Raw genomic sequence first — 15187 nt, forward strand, 5'->3', positions numbered from 1 at the left:
TCGGGTCAGGCGCGGCCGTTGTCGATCAGCGTGACGCGCCGGCCTTCGAGGCGCAGCGCAATCGCGCCGCGCTTGAGCTTCAGCGCATTGTCGCCGAACAGCTCGCGGCGCCAGCCGGCGAGCGGCGGCACGTCCGCATTGTCGTCATTGGCGATCGCCTCGAGCTCGTCGACCGTCGCGATCACCCGCGCTGCGACGCCGTGCTCTTCGCTGGTCATCTTGAGCAGTACCTTGAGCAGATCCACCGCAGCGCCATTGTTGTCGGCGGTCGAGCGGGTTTTCGGCACGCGGGGGAGCTTGTCCTTCGGGATCGCGGCGGCCTTCTGCACCATGGCGAGGATCTCCTCGCCGACGCGCGAGCGCTCGAAACCCTTGGGAATGCTGCGCAGGCGACCGAGCGCTTCGGCGGTCGTCGGATGCTGCTCGGCGATCTCGTAGATCGCATCGTCCTTGATCACGCGGCCGCGCGGCACGTCGCGGGCCTGCGCCTCGCGCTCGCGCCAGGCGGCGAGTTCCTGCAGCACGGCGAGCTGGAGCGGCTTCTTGATGCGAAGCTTGAGCCGCTTCCAGGCCTGCTCGGGCTCGACCTGATAGGTATCGACCGAGGTGAGAACCGCCATCTCCTCGCTCACCCACTCGCTTCGCTGCTGGCGGTCCAGCTTGTCGCGGAGCGACTTGTAGACGTCGCGCAGATGCGTGACGTCTGCGAGGGCATAGTCGATCTGGTGCGCCGAGAGCGGGCGATGGCTCCAGTCGGTGAAGCGCGAGGTCTTGTCGATCGAATGGCCGGTGATGCGGCTGACCAGCTGGTCGTAGCTGATCGATTCGCCGAAGCCGCACACCATGGCGGCGACCTGCGTGTCGAAGATCGGATGCGGCAGGATCCCGCCGAGATGCCAGACGATCTCGATGTCCTGGCGCGCGGCGTGGAAGACCTTCATCACCTTTTCATCGGCCATGAGCGCGAAGACGGGTGCGAGGTCGAGGCCAGGCGCCTCGGCATCGATGATGACGGCTTCGTCTTCGCTCGCGATCTGGATGATGCAGAGCTTCGGCCAGTAGGTCGTTTCGCGCATGAATTCCGTGTCGACTGTGACGTAGGAATGGGTGGCGAAACGTTGGCAGGCGGCGGCGAGGTCTTCGGTCGAGACGATCAGATTTGACATGGCCTGTTCTAATAGCGCAGCGAAATGCGCTTGTCGCGCGCATGTCGGCAAAAGGAAAGCCCAGGCTCCGGCGAAGGCCCGCGGGAACTCTCCTGCGTGGCATCGACTACGGGCCTGGGCGATCTCTGACCCCTGGCTTGGCGGCGCCGGCGCCGCCTGCCTGAGCCCGCCGGTCCGGAGTACATCCGTCCTGAACCGGCGTTGGAGCGCCGCCGTCTGACCGGCACGCTTCCTGCTCTTGCGGGATGAACCCTAGATGGGGTGCTGCTTGCGGAATGCAAGGGGCATCGGAGGCGAAGCGCCGCGGCAGCGCACTGTGACCGCCTTCATAGGATGCAGACGCGGGATGCGGCATCTCTCGGTCGTGGAGCGCCACGGGGACAGGCGTTCCGAACCCATCATTCGGTGCAATCCAATGTCGACGCTCGAAATCGTAGCGAACAGCCTCGTCCATGTGGCGGCGCTTCTCTCCGTCGCGGCCATGTTCTTCAAGAGCCAGTTGCTCCTGCGCGTCTTCCTGCTCGCGGGAACGGTCCTGAATGCCGTCTACTTCTTCGCGGTGCCGCCGGAGGTGCTGTGGGGCCCGGTCTTCTGGAGCGTCGTGATGTTTGGCGTCAACGGCGTCATGATCGCGCTCCTCCTGCTCGATCGCTCGGTGTTCGGGCTCAATGCGGACGAGATCGAGCTCTACCGCAGCTTCTCCTTCTTCTCTCCTGGCGAGTATCGCCGCCTGATGCGCATCGCGCGCTGGCATACGGCCGAGGCAACGGAGCTTCTGACCTGGCGCAATGCGCCGGTGACGCAGCTTTCCTATGTCATCTCCGGCGAGATCAGCATCTCCAAGGATGGCGTGCGCTTCACGGTGCCGGCGGGAACGTTCATTGGTGAAGTCGCGCTGCTGCGCGGCACGCTCGCCTCAGCGACCGTGACAGTCGCTCCCGGCGCCCGCTATGTCTCGTGGGACCGCGAAGCGCTGTCCGCGCTGATGGCGCGGCGGCCGGCGATCGGCATCGCGCTCGGCGCGCTGCTCAATGCCGATCTCGCCGGCAAGGTGGCGGCCGAAGCGCCGCGCAGGGCACCGGGCGCGCTGGCGCTTGCTTGACAAGGGATGTCACGCGTGCGCTTTTCCGCGCGCGCGGCCGGCGGTCGCGCCAGGAACCGCAAGGAACCTGGAACACCCGAGAATCCGGCGGATCCGACCATGCATCGCTATCGCACTCACACCTGCGGCCAGCTCCGCGACTCTCACGCGGGCGAAACCGTCCGCCTGTCGGGTTGGGTGCATCGCGTCCGCGATCATGGCGGCGTTCTGTTCATCGACCTGCGCGACCATTACGGCATCACCCAGGTCGTCGCCGACCCGGATTCGCCCGCCTTCAAGACGGCCGAAGAGCTGCGCGCCGAGTGGTGCATCAAGATCGACGGCGTCGTGAAGCGCCGCACGCCGGAGACGATCAACGCCAACCTCGCCACTGGCGCGGTCGAGGTCTTCGCCGAGGGGATCGAGGTTCTCGGTGCCGCCAAGGAACTGCCGCTCCCCGTCTTCGGCGAGCCGGACTATCCCGAGGATACGCGCCTCAAATACCGCTTCCTGGACCTGCGCCGTGAGAGCCTGCACGCCAACATCGTCAAGCGGTCGCAGATCATCACGGCCATGCGCCGCGGCATGGGCGATGCCGGCTTCACGGAATATACGACGCCGATCCTGACGGCCTCGTCGCCGGAAGGCGCGCGCGACTTCCTCGTGCCGAGCCGCATCCATCCCGGCAAGTTTTTCGCCCTGCCGCAGGCGCCGCAGCAGTACAAGCAGCTCCTGATGGTCGCGGGCTTTGACCGTTATTTCCAGGTCGCGCCGTGCTTCCGCGACGAGGATCCGCGCGCCGATCGCCTGCCGGGCGAATTCTACCAGCTCGACCTCGAGATGAGCTTCGTCACGCAGGAAGACGTCTGGGCGACGATGACGCCGATCATGACGTCCGTCTTCGAGCAGTTCGCTGACGGCAAGCCGGTCACCAAGGATTGGCCGCGCATTCCCTATGACACGGCGATCCGCAAATACGGCTCCGACAAGCCGGATCTGCGCAACCCGATCGAGATGCAGGCCGTGACCGAGCATTTCGCCGGCTCCGGCTTCAAGGTGTTCGCGCGCATGATCGAGGCCGATCCGAAGGCCGAAGTCTGGGCGATCCCGGCCAAGGGCGGCGGCTCGCGGGCCTTCTGCGACCGCATGAACGGCTGGGCGCAGCAGCAGGGCCAACCGGGCCTCGGCTATATCTTCTGGCGCACCGAGGCTGGTGCATTGGAAGGGGCCGGCCCCGTCGCCAAGAACATCGGTGAGGAGCGCACCGACGCGATCCGCACGCAGCTCGGCCTCGGCGAGGGCGACGCCGTCTTCTTCGTCGCGGGCGATCCGAGGAAGTTCTACAAGTTCGCCGGCGAGGCGCGCACGCGCGTCGGCACCGATCTGAACCTCGTCGACACCGAGCGCTATGAGCTGTGCTGGATTGTCGATTTCCCGCTCTATGAATGGGACGAGGAAACGAAGGCGCTCGACTTCGCGCATAATCCCTTCTCGATGCCGCAGGGCGGTCTCGAGGCGCTGACGACGCAGGATCCGCTGACCATCAAGGCGTTCCAGTACGACGCGGTGTGCAACGGCTTCGAGATCGCGTCGGGCTCGATCCGTAACCAGTCGCCGGAGACGATGGTCAAGGCGTTCGAACTGGTCGGTCTCAGCCGTGCCGATGTCGAGGAGCGCTTCGGCGGCCTCTATCGCGCCTTCCAGTATGGCGCTCCGCCGCATGGCGGCGCCGCCTTCGGTATCGATCGCGTCGTCATGCTGCTCTGCGGCGCGCAGAACCTGCGCGAGATCACGCTGTTCCCGATGAACCAGCAGGCGCAGGATCTCTTGATGGGCGCGCCGAACGATCCGACGACCAAGCAGCTGCGCGAACTGCACATCCGCCTGAACCTGCCGAACTGACGGCACGGCGCTTCCCGGCGGCACGGCCTCGGCACGTGCCCCGGTTCACTCGATTTCGCGGGCGGGCACTACGGTGCCCGCCCGTTTCTTTTCCGGCTAATGCCGTCATGCCCTGTGGACGAAATGAAAATATCGCCTGGAGGGCTTCTCAAAGCAGGTGGGTACCTCTATATCACCACTGCGCGACGGCGACGCCGCGCTTGCCGCGGGGTGGAGCAGCCCGGAAGCTCGTCAGGCTCATAACCTGAAGGTCACAGGTTCAAATCCTGTCCCCGCAACCAAGTAAAAACCCCGTCAACTCGATGAGTTGGTGGGGTTTTTCTTTTTGGCCTCGACCTTGCGGATCTTGGTTCATCTCCAAGATCCCGACCCCAATGCAATTCGGGGCCGGGCCGCTTGGCTGATTTCAGCCGATCATCGGCGGGTTGAGCCGCGCGAAGCCTTCCTGCCGGTGATAGGGGAAGTGCGGATAGGGCGCGGTCACGCGGCTGGCCGCGTCGAGTGTGGCGATCTGTTCGGCCGTGAGCGTCCAGCCGACGGCGCCTAGATTCTGGCGCAGCTGCGTCTCATTGCGCGCGCCGATAATCACGCTCGAAACCGTCGGGCGCTGGATCAGCCAGTTGAGGGCGACCTGCGGCACGGTCTTGCCGGTCTCGCCGGCGATTTCCTCGAGCGCATCGACGACGCGATAAAGGAGTTCGTCGTCGACGGGCGGGCCGAAGCTCGCGGTCTCGTGCAGGCGGCTCTGTTCGGGCAATGGTGCGCCACGGCGGATCTTGCCCGTCAGGCGGCCCCAGCCGAGCGGGCTCCACACCAGCGCGCCGAGGCCCTGGTCGGCGCCGAGCGGCATCAGATCCCACTCATAGTCGCGGCCGATCAGCGAATAGTAGACCTGGTTGGCGACATAGCGCGGCCAGCCATGCTGGTCGGCAACGCCGAGCGCCTTCATGATCTGCCAGCCCGAGAAATTGGAAACGCCGACATAGCGCACCTTGCCGGCGCGCACGAGCGCATCCAGCGTCGACAGGACCTCCTCGACCGGCGTCGCGGCGTCGAAGGCATGCAGCTGCAGGAGGTCGATATAATCGGTGCCGAGCCGCTTCAGCGCGTCCTCGACGGCACGGATCAGGCGATGGCGCGACGAGCCGGCCTCGTTCGGAGCATCGCCCATCGGCAGGCTAGTCTTGGTCGAGATCAGCGCCTGATCGCGCCGGCCCTTGAGCGCGGCGCCGAGAACCGCTTCGGACGCGCCGCCCGAATAGACGTCGGCGGTGTCGAACAGGTTGACGCCGGCCTCGAGGCAGATGTCGACGAGGCGGCGCGCCTCATCCACATCCGTGTTGCCCCAGGCGCCGAACAGCGGGCCGGAACCGCCGAAGGTGCCTGCGCCGAAGCTGAGGACCGGAACCTTGAGGCCGGACCGGCCGAGAAAACGATAGTCCATGGATCGCTCCTTGCGGTGAGGGTAGAGGAGGGGTTAGTGCGCCGTGCCGAGGGCCGGCCGGCCGGCGCGCGCTGCGATCGCGGCAATGGCGATCGCGGCGAGCGGGAAGAGGGCGGCGACGAGCGGCACGGCGGCGAGGCCGGGGCCATGCTCGATCACGGCGCCGCCCGCCCAGGCGCCGACGGCATTGCCGAGATTGAACGCGGCGATGTTGAAGGAGGAGGCGAGGCTCTGGCCCGCGCCTTCGGCCTTCGACAGCACCCACATCTGCAGCGGCGCGACGGTGGCGAAGCCCGCCATGCCGAGAAGGCCGGTCAGCGCGACGGCCGCGATCGGCGAGGCAAGCCCCGGCGTCATCAAGGCGAGCACGATCGCGAGAGCGGCGAGCGTACCGAAGACGGTGGCGAGCAGGCTGCGATCGGCGAGGCGTCCGCCGACGAGGTTTCCAACGACGAGGCCGCCGCCGAAGACGAACAGGACCGGCGAGACCGCTGCCGGGGCGAGCCCGCTGATCCCGGTCAGCATCGGCGCGATATAGGTGAAGACCGCGAAGACGCCGGCATAGCCGAGCACGGTCGTGAGCAGGCCGAGCAGCACCGGCGCGCGCAGGATGGCCGCGAGATCCGCGCGCCAGTCGCCGACATCGGATGGCCGGCCGTCCTTCGGCACCAGCAGGGCGATGACCGCGAGCGCCGCCAGGCCGACCAGCGTTACGGCCCAGAAGGTGGCGCGCCAGCCCAGATGCTGGCCGATCCATGTGCCGAGCGGCACGCCGAGAATGGTCGCGACGGTGAGGCCGGTGAACATGATCGCGATGGCCGAGGCCTTGCGATCCGCCGCGACAAGGCTCGTTGCCACCACCGACCCGACGCCGAAGAAGGTGCCGTGGGCGAGGGCGGTCAGCACGCGCGCCGCCATCAGCAGACCATAGCTCGGCGCCAGCGCGCAGGCGGCGTTGCCGGCCACGAAGATGGCCATCAAGGCGAGGAGGACGGTCTTGCGCGGCCAGCGCGCCGTGAGCACGGTCAACACCGGCGCGCCGACGACGACGCCGAGCGCATAGCCTGAAATGAGCAGGCCCGCCGCGGCGATCGAGACGCCGAAATCGGCGCTGACCTCCAGAAGCAGACCCATGATGACGAATTCCGTGACACCGATGCCGAAGGCACCGGCCGTCAGGGCATAAAGCGCTAGAGGCATGATCTTTCCCGCAAAGCCGCGTTTCGGCTCAGGAGATAGACCGCATGGCTGGCGTGACGTAGACTGCCGATAGGAACATCATCTGTGAATTGAAAGACCAGTGCCGCGCAGCGAGATCAACCGTTCGGGGGAGATGCAGGTGTTCGTCTGTGTCGTCGAGCAAGGCGGCTTCTCGGCCGCCGCGCGCGCCTGCCATATGACGCCATCGGCGGTGAGCAAGCTGGTGGCGCGCCTGGAGGCGCGGCTCGGCACACGGCTCGTCAACCGCTCGACACGCGCCTTCCGCCTCACGCCGGAGGGCTCGGCCTTCTATGAGCGGGCCGCGCGCATCCTGGCGGATATCGAGGATGCCGAGCGCGGCGCCGCGGCGGGCGAGCAGCCGGTCGGGCGCATCCGCCTCAACACCAGCGCCTCCTATGCGACGCACATTCTATCGCCCATCCTCGCCGAATTCCTCGGCGCCTATCCCGGCGTGTCGATCGACCTCATGCTGACGGATGTGATCGTCGACCTGCTCGCCGAGCGGACCGACGTCGCCGTCCGGGCGGGGCCGATGAAGAGTTCGAGCCTCGTCGCTCGCAAGCTCGGCGAGACCGCGATGGTCATCGTCGGCGCGCCGGCCTATCTCGAACGCCTGGGCACGCCGCGGACGATCGAGGACCTCGAGCGCCACAACAGGCTCGGCTTCAGCTATGTCCGCACCGTCGACGGCTGGCCGCTCGGGAGGGCAGGAGACACCGTCGTCGTGCCGGCGGCGGGACGCGTGCGGGCCAGCGATGGCGAGGCGCTGCGGCATATCGCGATCGGCGGCGGCGGGCTGGCGCGGCTCGCGGCCTTCACGGTGCGCGCGGATGTGGCGGCGGGCCGCCTCGTGCCGGTGCTGGAGGATCTCAACCCGGGCGACCGCGAGGCCTTCCACGCCGTCTATATCGGCCAGGGCGGGCCCCTGCCGGTCCGCGTCCGAGCGCTGCTCGACTTCCTCGCCGAGCGGGGACGGGTGGGCTAGCTAGATCAGCGGGGCGACGATGCGCGAACAGATCCACAGGATCTGCGCGTCCTGGTCCCCGGACGACACGCAGGCATGGCCCATGGTGCTGTCGAAATAGCAGCTGTCCCCGGCCTCGAGCTCGGTCGGCGCGTAATGCTCGGTGTAGAGCGTCACCTTGCCCGAGAGGACGTAGAAGAATTCCTCGCCGACATGCTGCACGAGGCTCGGGAAATCCTCGATCGTATGCGCCTTGATCGTGGTGAGGAGCGGGATGAACTGCTTGCCCGACAGCTCGGCGGCCAGCATCTCGTAGGAATATTGCGCCGTGCCGCGGATCACGCCCTGGCCGCGCCGCGTGACGGTGCGGCGGCCCGTGACGTCGTTGGACGAGGTGCCGGTGAAGAGCTCCGCCATGTCGAGACCGAGCCCGCTCGCGACGCGCAGGATCGTGTCGTAGGTCGGTGACATCTGGCCGTTCTCGATCTTCGACAGCGTCGAAGCGGCGAGGGCGCAGCGCTCGCCCAGTTCCTGCAGCGTCAGGCCGGCATCGCGGCGCCGGCGGCGGAGGATCTGCGCGATGGAATCGTTGCGCTGGGCTGCGGCTTCGGCGTCGCCGGCCTTGGGCTTGCGAAGCGGCTTGGTCGAGGGGGACATGCACAGTTCCTATCGGAAACAATTTTCAACTACAGGATTTCCTGCGCGTTGGCAAAGCAGGCTGCGCGCGCTCCGCAGGCGTCCCGCGAAATTTCCGTCGACAATTTGTGCACAGATTCCAGCCGCGAAATGCGCGGTCGCCGAGCTCGGTCCGATCAGCGCAATTCGGGCAACCTCCAGAAATATATAGCGATTCCGAACGCGATATACGCCGTGGCGCCTTGCGCAACCAATATGCGAAGCCGACAGAGAATGTCATTTTGCGCAAGCGTGAAGCGGCGATGCGGAAAGAATAGCCTATACGAAATTTGTTTCCTCGCTATGGTTGAGGCCTAGAAGCGGGCAGAGGCTCGCCGGCGGCCCCTCGGGCCGCGCCGGTGCGGACATCTGGCAAGGCTTCCAATCAATGATGAGGGGACTAGCGATGAAACTCAGTACAAAGGTGCTGGCCTCGGTCGCGATGCTGGCTTTGCCCGCCTTCCTGGCCACGCCGTCATTCGCCGAGCGCGTGCTGCGTCTCGATGAATCGCCGATCGGCGAGATCGACCCGTCGAAGGTGACGGACTACGCCGACACCGTTCTGGCCGTGAACATCTATGACACGCTGGTCTACCCGAAGGCCGGCGGCCCCGGCGTCGAGCCGCTGCTCGCCACCGAGTGGACCACCGACGGCAAGACCTGGACCTTCAAGCTGAAGGACGGCGTGAAGTTCCATTCCGGCAACCCGCTCACCGCCGATGACGTCGTCTTCTCGCTGAACCGCATGATCGCGATGGGGCAGGGCTTCTCCAGCCTCTTCGCCGGCCGCGTCGAGAAGGTGGAGGCGGTCGATCCGACCACCGTCAAGTTCACGCTGACCGAGCCCTATGCGCCGTTCCTGGCTGCGCTGGTCCGCCTGCCGATCGTCGATTCCAAGACCGTCCTCGCCAACAAGGCCGAAGGCAAATATGGCGAGTTCGGCGATTATGCCGAGGCCTGGATGTCGTCGCACGACGCCGGCTCCGGCGCCTACAAGGTCGAGAGCCAGAACCCGCAATCCGAGACCGTCATGGTCAAGTTCCCGGACTATTTCCTCGGCTTCGCCGAGAACGCGCCGGACAAGGTGCGTTATCGCTACGGCATCGAGGCGCCGACCATTCGCGCGCTGATGTCGCGCGGCGAGCATGACATTTCGGACCTGTGGCTGCCGCCCGAAGTCATCCGTGCGCTGGCGGGCGAGAAGGGCATCAAGCTGGTGACCGAGGCCGGCGGCGCGACGGGCGAATATATCAAGCTCAACACCGCCCGCGCCCCGCTTGACGACGTGCACTGCCGCCTCGCGCTGACCTATGCGTTCGACTATGAGACCACGCTCAAGATCCTGAAGGTCAACGACAAATACGCGCAGGGCATCCCGATGAAGGGCCCGCTGCCGAGCGGCCTCCTCGGCTATGACAAGGACCTGCCGGACTACAAGCAGGACATGGACAAGGCGAAGGAAGAGCTCGCCAAGTGCAAATATGATCCGAAGACCAGCCCGATCGACATCGCCTGGATCGCCGAGGTGCCGGCCCGCGAGCGCATCGCGCTTCTGATGCAGGCGCAGTTCTCCAAGCTCGGCTTCCCGGTGAAGGTCATCAAGACGCCCTGGGCGCTCGTCTCCGAGCAGGTGACCAAGCCCGACACGGCCCCGCATGCGGTCGAGATCGCCGTCGCCGCGGTGACGCCGGATCCGGATTCGCTGCTCTACAACATGTATTCGTCCAAGGTCCCGCCGACCTGGATGTCCGCAGAGCATCTCAAGGACGCCAAGGTCGACGAACTGCTCGAGGCCGGTCGCACCGAGACCGATCCGGCCAAGCGCGAGGCGATCTACAAGGAGCTCAACAAGACGCTCCGCGATCTGGCGCCGGCCATCAACGCCTATGAATTCACCGGCGTGATGGTGGTGCGCGACCCGGTCGGCGTGCCGAAGCTCGAGGACAAGTCGAAGCAGACGCTCGACAATTTCAACCTCGTGTTCCGCGACATCTCCATCGCCGAATAGGCAGAGCCCCATCCCGGCGGCCTCGGCCGCCGGGATACCCGGATGAGACTGCGGCGCGCGCAGGAGTATCGGCTATGATCTGGAAATCCGCCCTCCGGCGGCTCGGCGCCGCCCTCATCGTCATGGTCGGCATCTCGATGCTGATCTTCGCGATCGCGCGGGTCATGCCGGGCGATCCGGCCCGTATCGCGCTCGGCCCCAATGCCAGCGCTGCGCAGGTGGCGGCGCTGCGCGCGGAGCGCCATCTCGATGCGCCGCTGCCTATCCAGTATTGGGAATTCGTCAAGGCGCTGTCGCGCGGCGATCTCGGCAAGTCGCTTTATACCAACCGGCCGGTCACGACCGATATCGCGCAGTTCCTGCCGGCGACGCTGGAACTCGTCATCGTGTCGGCCATCATTATGGTGCTGATCGGCCTGCCGATCGGCATCCTGTCGGCGCATTTCCGCGGCCGCCTGCCGGATCATGTCGGCCGCCTCATAGCGCTCATCGGCGTCTGCACGCCCGCCTTCGTCTGGGGCGTCATCCTGCAGCTCTTCTTCGGCTATTTCTGGCCGGTCTTCCCGATCGAGGGCCGCCTGCTCGAATCGACGCCGGTCCCGCCGGACGTCACCGGCTTCTTCCTCGTCGACACGCTTCTGGCCGGCAACGTCCCCGCCTTCTTCGACGCGCTGCATCACCTGATCCTGCCGGCCGTCGCGCTCGCCATGGCGGGGCTCGGACAGACCGCGCGCCTCACCCGGTCCAACATGATCGAGGTCTATGACCGGCCCTATATCGAGATGGCGCGGGCCTATGGCTTCCGCCCTCTGCGCATCGCGACGCGCTATGCCTTCCGCCCCGCCTTCATCCCGACGCTCACCATCCTCGGCCTCGAATTCGCGGCCATGCTCGGCAACGCCTTCCTGGTCGAGAAGGTGTTCGGCTGGCCCGGCATCTCCCGCTATGGCGTCGACGTGATCATCCGCAAGGATCTCGACGCGATCGTCGGCACCGTCCTCATCATCGCGGCGGCCTTCCTGATCATGAACATCGTCGTGGACATCCTCGTCTCGATCATCAATCCGCGCATCCGCCTTGCGGCGGGGAGGGGCTGAGGCATGTCCGAACCCGGCTCTCCGGTCATCGCGAAGCGCGGCGGCTCCCGCGCCGTCGCCGCCTTCTTCGGCAATCCGCTTTCCGTGGCGGGGCTCGTCATCGTCGTGGCGATCGTGCTGCTGGCGCTCGCCGCGGACTATGTGACGCCATTCCCGGAGCATGTCGGGCCGATCGGCGATTTTGCGGCGATGAGCGCCGCGCCCGCCTCGCCCTATATGCTCGGCACCGATACGATGGGGCGCGATCTCTTCACCCGCATCATCTACGGCTACCGCCTCTCCCTGATCATGGCAGTCGTGGTGCTGGCGATCGCGACGCCGATAGGCGTCATCGTCGGGCTCGTCGCCGGCTATCGCGGCGGCTGGACCGAATATGTGCTGATGCGCATCACGGACGTCTTCCTCGCCGTGCCGCCGCTCGTCCTCGCCATGGCGATCATGGGCTTCCTGGAGCCGACGCTGCTGAACGGCATGCTGGCGATCACCGCCATGTGGTGGCCCTGGTATGCGCGCCTCATCTACAATGTCACCCGCGCCGAGGCCTCCGAAGGCTATGTGCTGGCGGCCGAGACGGTCGGCGCGTCGACGGCGCATATCCTCTTCCGCGAGATCCTGCCGAACTGCTGGCCCTCGATCCTGACCAAGATGACGCTCGATGTCGGCTTCGTCATCCTGATGGCCTCCTCGCTCTCCTTCCTCGGCCTCGGCGTGCAGCCGCCGACGCCGGATCTCGGCTCGATGGTGGCTGAGGGCGCCAAATACATGCCGGACGCCTGGTGGCTGTCGCTCTGGCCGGCGATCGCGATCCTGCTCGTCGTGCTCGGCTTCAACCTGGTCGGCGATGGCCTCCGCGAAGCGTTCGAGGCGGAGGGCTGACCATGAGCGAACCCGTCCTCACCATTCGTGATCTCCGTCTCGCCTTTGGCGGACGTCGCGGCCATCCGGTCCTGCATGGCATCTCGCTGCATGTGCGGGCCGGCGAGAAGGTGGCGCTCGTCGGCGAGAGCGGCTCCGGTAAGTCCGTGACCGCGCGTCTCGCCATGGGGCTGCTGCAGGAAAGCCCGCGCGTTCATGCGACCGGCTCGATCCGCTTCGACGGCATCGAGGCAATTTCCGGCGGTCGGGACATCGCGCGCCGGCGCGGCAACCGCGTCGCCATGATCTTCCAGGATCCGACCTCGGCGCTGAACCCGACCTTCCGCATCCGCGGCCAGTTCCGCGACGTGCTGCGCTCGGGCGACCGAGGCATTTCGGCGGCCGAGGCGGATCGCCGGGCGGAGGCGGCGCTCGCCGAGGTCTCGATCCCCGATCCGAAACGCGCGCTCGATTCCTATGCGTTCCAGCTCTCGGGCGGCATGAACCAGCGCGTGATGATCGCCATGGCGCTCGCCAACCGGCCGGCGCTACTGATCGCCGACGAGCCGGGCACCGCGCTCGACGTGACGGTGCAGGCGCAGACCCTCGGCCTCATGAGCGACCTGACGGAGAAGCGGGGGACGGCGGTGCTGCTCATCTCGCACAATCTTGGCGTGGTCCGCGAATTCTCCGACCGCGTCTATGTCATCTATCGCGGCCGTATCGTCGAGCACGGCACCACGGCGCAGCTGTTCGCGGAGCCGCGCCATCCCTATACGCGCGCGCTTCTCGCCGCGATCCCGAAAATCTCCGGCGGCGGCCTGCCCGATTTGCCGGAGCGCAGCCCCGAATTCGAGAGTCCGCTCATCGTTCATGAAGGCTGCGGCGAGCCGGTGGAGGCGCGCGCATGACGCCGATCCTGGAACTCGACCGGCTGGGCAAGACCTTCGAGGCCGATGGGCACAGCGTCGTCGCGCTGGCGGATGTCTCGCTCGCCTTCGAGCGGGGCGAGTGCCACGCCATCGTCGGCGAAAGCGGCTCCGGCAAGACGACGATCGCCAATCTCGTGCTCGGCCTGATGCAGCCGACCGAGGGCGAGGTGCGCTTCAACGGCGTGAAGCTGCCGGGCCTCCGCTCGCGGCAGCAGAAGCGCGCGATCCAGCTCGTGCAGCAGAACCCGCTCTCCGCCCTCAATCCGCGCCGCAGCGTGGGCGCCAGCGTGCGCCTGCCGCTCGACGTGCATGAGATCGGCCCTTCGCGCGAGCGGGCCGGGCGTGTCGCCGCGCTGCTGGAGGAGGTCGGGCTCGACGGCGAGATGGCACGCCGCTCGCCGCGCGGCCTCTCCGGCGGCCAGCGCCAGCGCATCGCGATCGCCCGCGCGCTCGCCTGCGAGCCGGAACTGATCGTGCTGGACGAGCCGACCTCGGCGCTCGACGTGCTGGTGCAGGCGCGCGTGCTGCAACTCCTGCATCGCCTGCGCGTCGCGCATGGCCTGACCTATATCTTCATCACGCATGACCTCGCCGTGGTGCGCGCCATCGCGACGCGGGTCAGCGTGTTCCAGAAAGGCCGCCTGGTCGAGACCGGCCCGGTCGAGGCCATATTCTCCGATCCCAAGACCGCCTATACCCGCCAGCTCATCGGTGCGGTGCCGGTCGTGACGCCCGAAGAGGCGAAGCTTCGCGACGCGATCCGCGCCGGATCGGAAGCCGCCGGAACATGACCATGACATCCCCATCCAATTCGTCGCGCGAAGCGATTGCGCATATCGCCTTCGACGATCTCGTCGCGCTGCTCGAAGCGATCTTCGTCAAGGCCGGCACTGCGCCCGGCGTCGCCGCCATCCTGGCGCGCAATTGCGCCTCGGCGGAGCGCGACGGCTCGAAGAGCCACGGGCTTTTCCGCGTGCCGGGCTATCTCTCGACGCTCGCCAGCGGCTGGGTCGACGGCAAGGCGGAGCCCGTCGTCGAGGATGTGGCGGCCGCCTTCGTGCGCGTCGATGCGCGCAACGGCTTCGCGCAGCCCGCGCTCGCCGCCGGCACGCCGCTGCTGCTCGAAAAGGTGAAAGCCTGCGGCATCGCGCTGCTCGCCGTCCGCCAGTCGCATCACTTCGGCGCGCTCTGGCCGGATGTCGAGCCGTTCGCGCGGCAGGGCTTCGTGGCGCTCTCCTTCGTCAATTCGTTCGCCTGCGTCGTGCCGATCGGTGGCTCGAAGCCTGTCTATGGCACCAATCCGATCGCCTTCGCCGCGCCGCGCGCCGGCGGCGATCCCATCGTCTTCGACCAGGCGGCGAGCGCGCTGGCCAATGGCGATGTGCGCATCGCCGCGCGCGAGGGCCGCAGCCTGCCGCCCGGCTCCGGCGTCGACCGGACCGGCGCGCCGACCACCGACCCGAAGGCGATCCTCGATGGCGGCGCGCTGCTGCCCTTCGGCGGCTATAAGGGCGCGGCGCTCGCCATGATGGTCGAGATCCTCGCCGCCGCGCTGACGGGCGGCCAGTTCTCCTTTGAGGTCGACTGGTCGGCCCATCCCGGCGCGGAAACGCCGAAGACAGGGCAATTGCTCATCGTGATCGATCCCGATGCGGGGGCGGGGCGCAGCTTCGTCGACCGCGTCGAGACGCTGGTCGGCCGCATCGCCGATGCCGGCCAGGAACGGCTGCCGGGCGATCGGCGCTACGCACTACGCCGCCGCGCCGCCGAGATCGGCATTCCGATCGCGCCGGCCCTTCTCAAAGAACTCAGCGCCCTCGCGGGCGCTCCAACCGACTGAAG

General features: G+C 67.1%; 13 protein-coding genes and 1 tRNA gene. 10 read left to right on the forward strand and 4 right to left on the reverse strand.

Annotation, left to right across the window (positions count from 1 at the left end):
* Window positions 1-5: 5 nt before the first annotated feature.
* Complete coding sequence (rnd, locus tag GGR25_RS09920) at window positions 6-1166, reverse strand: ribonuclease D (RefSeq protein ID WP_183398560.1); 1161 nt, start codon at window positions 1164-1166, stop codon at window positions 6-8.
* 415 nt (window positions 1167-1581) lie between these two features.
* Between rnd and GGR25_RS09925 the strand changes: the two genes are divergently transcribed.
* The 3 genes from GGR25_RS09925 (at window position 1582) to GGR25_RS09935 (ending at window position 4430) form a co-directional block, all read left to right on the forward strand.
* Window positions 1582-2268: a Crp/Fnr family transcriptional regulator gene (locus tag GGR25_RS09925; RefSeq protein ID WP_183398561.1), complete on the forward strand. Its 687-nt coding sequence runs from the start codon at window positions 1582-1584 to the stop codon at window positions 2266-2268.
* 99 nt (window positions 2269-2367) lie between these two features.
* Entirely contained in the window at window positions 2368-4149 is a 1782-nt protein-coding gene (gene aspS / locus GGR25_RS09930) for an aspartate--tRNA ligase (protein WP_183398562.1), read from the forward strand.
* A gap of 204 nt (window positions 4150-4353) precedes the next feature.
* Window positions 4354-4430, forward strand: a tRNA-Met gene (locus GGR25_RS09935).
* A gap of 125 nt (window positions 4431-4555) precedes the next feature.
* Here GGR25_RS09935 and GGR25_RS09940 read toward each other — a convergent pair.
* Together GGR25_RS09940 and GGR25_RS09945 are read right to left on the reverse strand one after the other, a co-directional pair.
* Entirely contained in the window at window positions 4556-5593 is a 1038-nt protein-coding gene (locus tag GGR25_RS09940) for an aldo/keto reductase (protein WP_183398563.1), read from the reverse strand.
* Between the two features lie 33 nt (window positions 5594-5626).
* Window positions 5627-6793 (reverse strand): MFS transporter, encoded by a 1167-nt coding sequence (locus tag GGR25_RS09945; RefSeq protein ID WP_183398564.1) that lies wholly within the window; start codon window positions 6791-6793, stop codon window positions 5627-5629.
* Window positions 6794-6893: 100 nt separating this feature from the next.
* On the opposite strand from GGR25_RS09945, the gene GGR25_RS09950 reads away from it, so the two are divergent.
* Entirely contained in the window at window positions 6894-7799 is a 906-nt protein-coding gene (locus tag GGR25_RS09950; protein WP_183398565.1) for a LysR substrate-binding domain-containing protein, read from the forward strand.
* Here the strand turns inward: GGR25_RS09950 and GGR25_RS09955 are convergent, their stop codons facing one another.
* Window positions 7800-8435 (reverse strand): helix-turn-helix domain-containing protein, encoded by a 636-nt coding sequence (locus tag GGR25_RS09955; RefSeq protein ID WP_183398566.1) that lies wholly within the window; start codon window positions 8433-8435, stop codon window positions 7800-7802.
* A gap of 424 nt (window positions 8436-8859) precedes the next feature.
* Here GGR25_RS09955 and GGR25_RS09960 point away from each other — a divergent pair, with 424 nt between their 5' ends.
* The 6 genes from GGR25_RS09960 to GGR25_RS09985 all read left to right on the forward strand — a co-directional run bounded on the left by GGR25_RS09960 (window position 8860) and on the right by GGR25_RS09985 (window position 15185).
* Window positions 8860-10461: an ABC transporter substrate-binding protein gene (locus GGR25_RS09960; RefSeq protein WP_183398567.1), complete on the forward strand. Its 1602-nt coding sequence runs from the start codon at window positions 8860-8862 to the stop codon at window positions 10459-10461.
* 74 nt (window positions 10462-10535) lie between these two features.
* A complete protein-coding gene (locus tag GGR25_RS09965; protein WP_210299867.1) occupies window positions 10536-11558 on the forward strand; it encodes an ABC transporter permease in 1023 nt (340 codons plus the stop codon).
* Between the two features lie 3 nt (window positions 11559-11561).
* Window positions 11562-12434, forward strand: coding sequence for an ABC transporter permease (locus GGR25_RS09970; RefSeq protein ID WP_183398568.1), 873 nt, complete (start codon window positions 11562-11564; stop codon window positions 12432-12434).
* A 2-nt stretch (window positions 12435-12436) separates the two neighbouring features.
* Window positions 12437-13324, forward strand: coding sequence for an ABC transporter ATP-binding protein (locus GGR25_RS09975; protein ID WP_183398569.1), 888 nt, complete (start codon window positions 12437-12439; stop codon window positions 13322-13324).
* On the forward strand, window positions 13321-14136 hold the full coding sequence (locus GGR25_RS09980) for an ABC transporter ATP-binding protein (RefSeq protein WP_183398570.1): 816 nt from the start codon (window positions 13321-13323) through the stop codon (window positions 14134-14136). Before GGR25_RS09975 ends, GGR25_RS09980 begins: the two co-directional genes overlap by 4 nt.
* A gap of 2 nt (window positions 14137-14138) precedes the next feature.
* Complete coding sequence (locus tag GGR25_RS09985; protein ID WP_183398571.1) at window positions 14139-15185, forward strand: Ldh family oxidoreductase; 1047 nt, start codon at window positions 14139-14141, stop codon at window positions 15183-15185.
* The last annotated feature ends 2 nt before the right edge of the window (window positions 15186-15187 follow it).

It is taken from the genome of Kaistia hirudinis, from assembly GCF_014196455.1.
Classification (GTDB): Bacteria; Pseudomonadota; Alphaproteobacteria; order Rhizobiales; family Kaistiaceae; genus Kaistia; species Kaistia hirudinis.

Excerpts from the sequence above, each read along its gene's own strand:
- rnd (WP_183398560.1), bottom strand. The coding sequence starts at position 1,166 with ATGTCAAATCTGATCGTCTCGACCGAAGACCTCGCCGCCGCCTGCCAA.
- GGR25_RS09925 (WP_183398561.1), top strand. The coding sequence starts at position 1,582 with ATGTCGACGCTCGAAATCGTAGCGAACAGCCTCGTCCATGTGGCGGCG.
- aspS (WP_183398562.1), top strand. The coding sequence starts at position 2,368 with ATGCATCGCTATCGCACTCACACCTGCGGCCAGCTCCGCGACTCTCAC.
- GGR25_RS09940 (WP_183398563.1), bottom strand. The coding sequence starts at position 5,593 with ATGGACTATCGTTTTCTCGGCCGGTCCGGCCTCAAGGTTCCGGTCCTC.
- GGR25_RS09945 (WP_183398564.1), bottom strand. The coding sequence starts at position 6,793 with ATGCCTCTAGCGCTTTATGCCCTGACGGCCGGTGCCTTCGGCATCGGT.
- GGR25_RS09955 (WP_183398566.1), bottom strand. The coding sequence starts at position 8,435 with ATGTCCCCCTCGACCAAGCCGCTTCGCAAGCCCAAGGCCGGCGACGCC.
- GGR25_RS09960 (WP_183398567.1), top strand. The coding sequence starts at position 8,860 with ATGAAACTCAGTACAAAGGTGCTGGCCTCGGTCGCGATGCTGGCTTTG.
- GGR25_RS09965 (WP_210299867.1), top strand. The coding sequence starts at position 10,536 with ATGATCTGGAAATCCGCCCTCCGGCGGCTCGGCGCCGCCCTCATCGTC.
- GGR25_RS09970 (WP_183398568.1), top strand. The coding sequence starts at position 11,562 with ATGTCCGAACCCGGCTCTCCGGTCATCGCGAAGCGCGGCGGCTCCCGC.
- GGR25_RS09975 (WP_183398569.1), top strand. The coding sequence starts at position 12,437 with ATGAGCGAACCCGTCCTCACCATTCGTGATCTCCGTCTCGCCTTTGGC.
- GGR25_RS09980 (WP_183398570.1), top strand. The coding sequence starts at position 13,321 with ATGACGCCGATCCTGGAACTCGACCGGCTGGGCAAGACCTTCGAGGCC.
- GGR25_RS09985 (WP_183398571.1), top strand. The coding sequence starts at position 14,139 with ATGACATCCCCATCCAATTCGTCGCGCGAAGCGATTGCGCATATCGCC.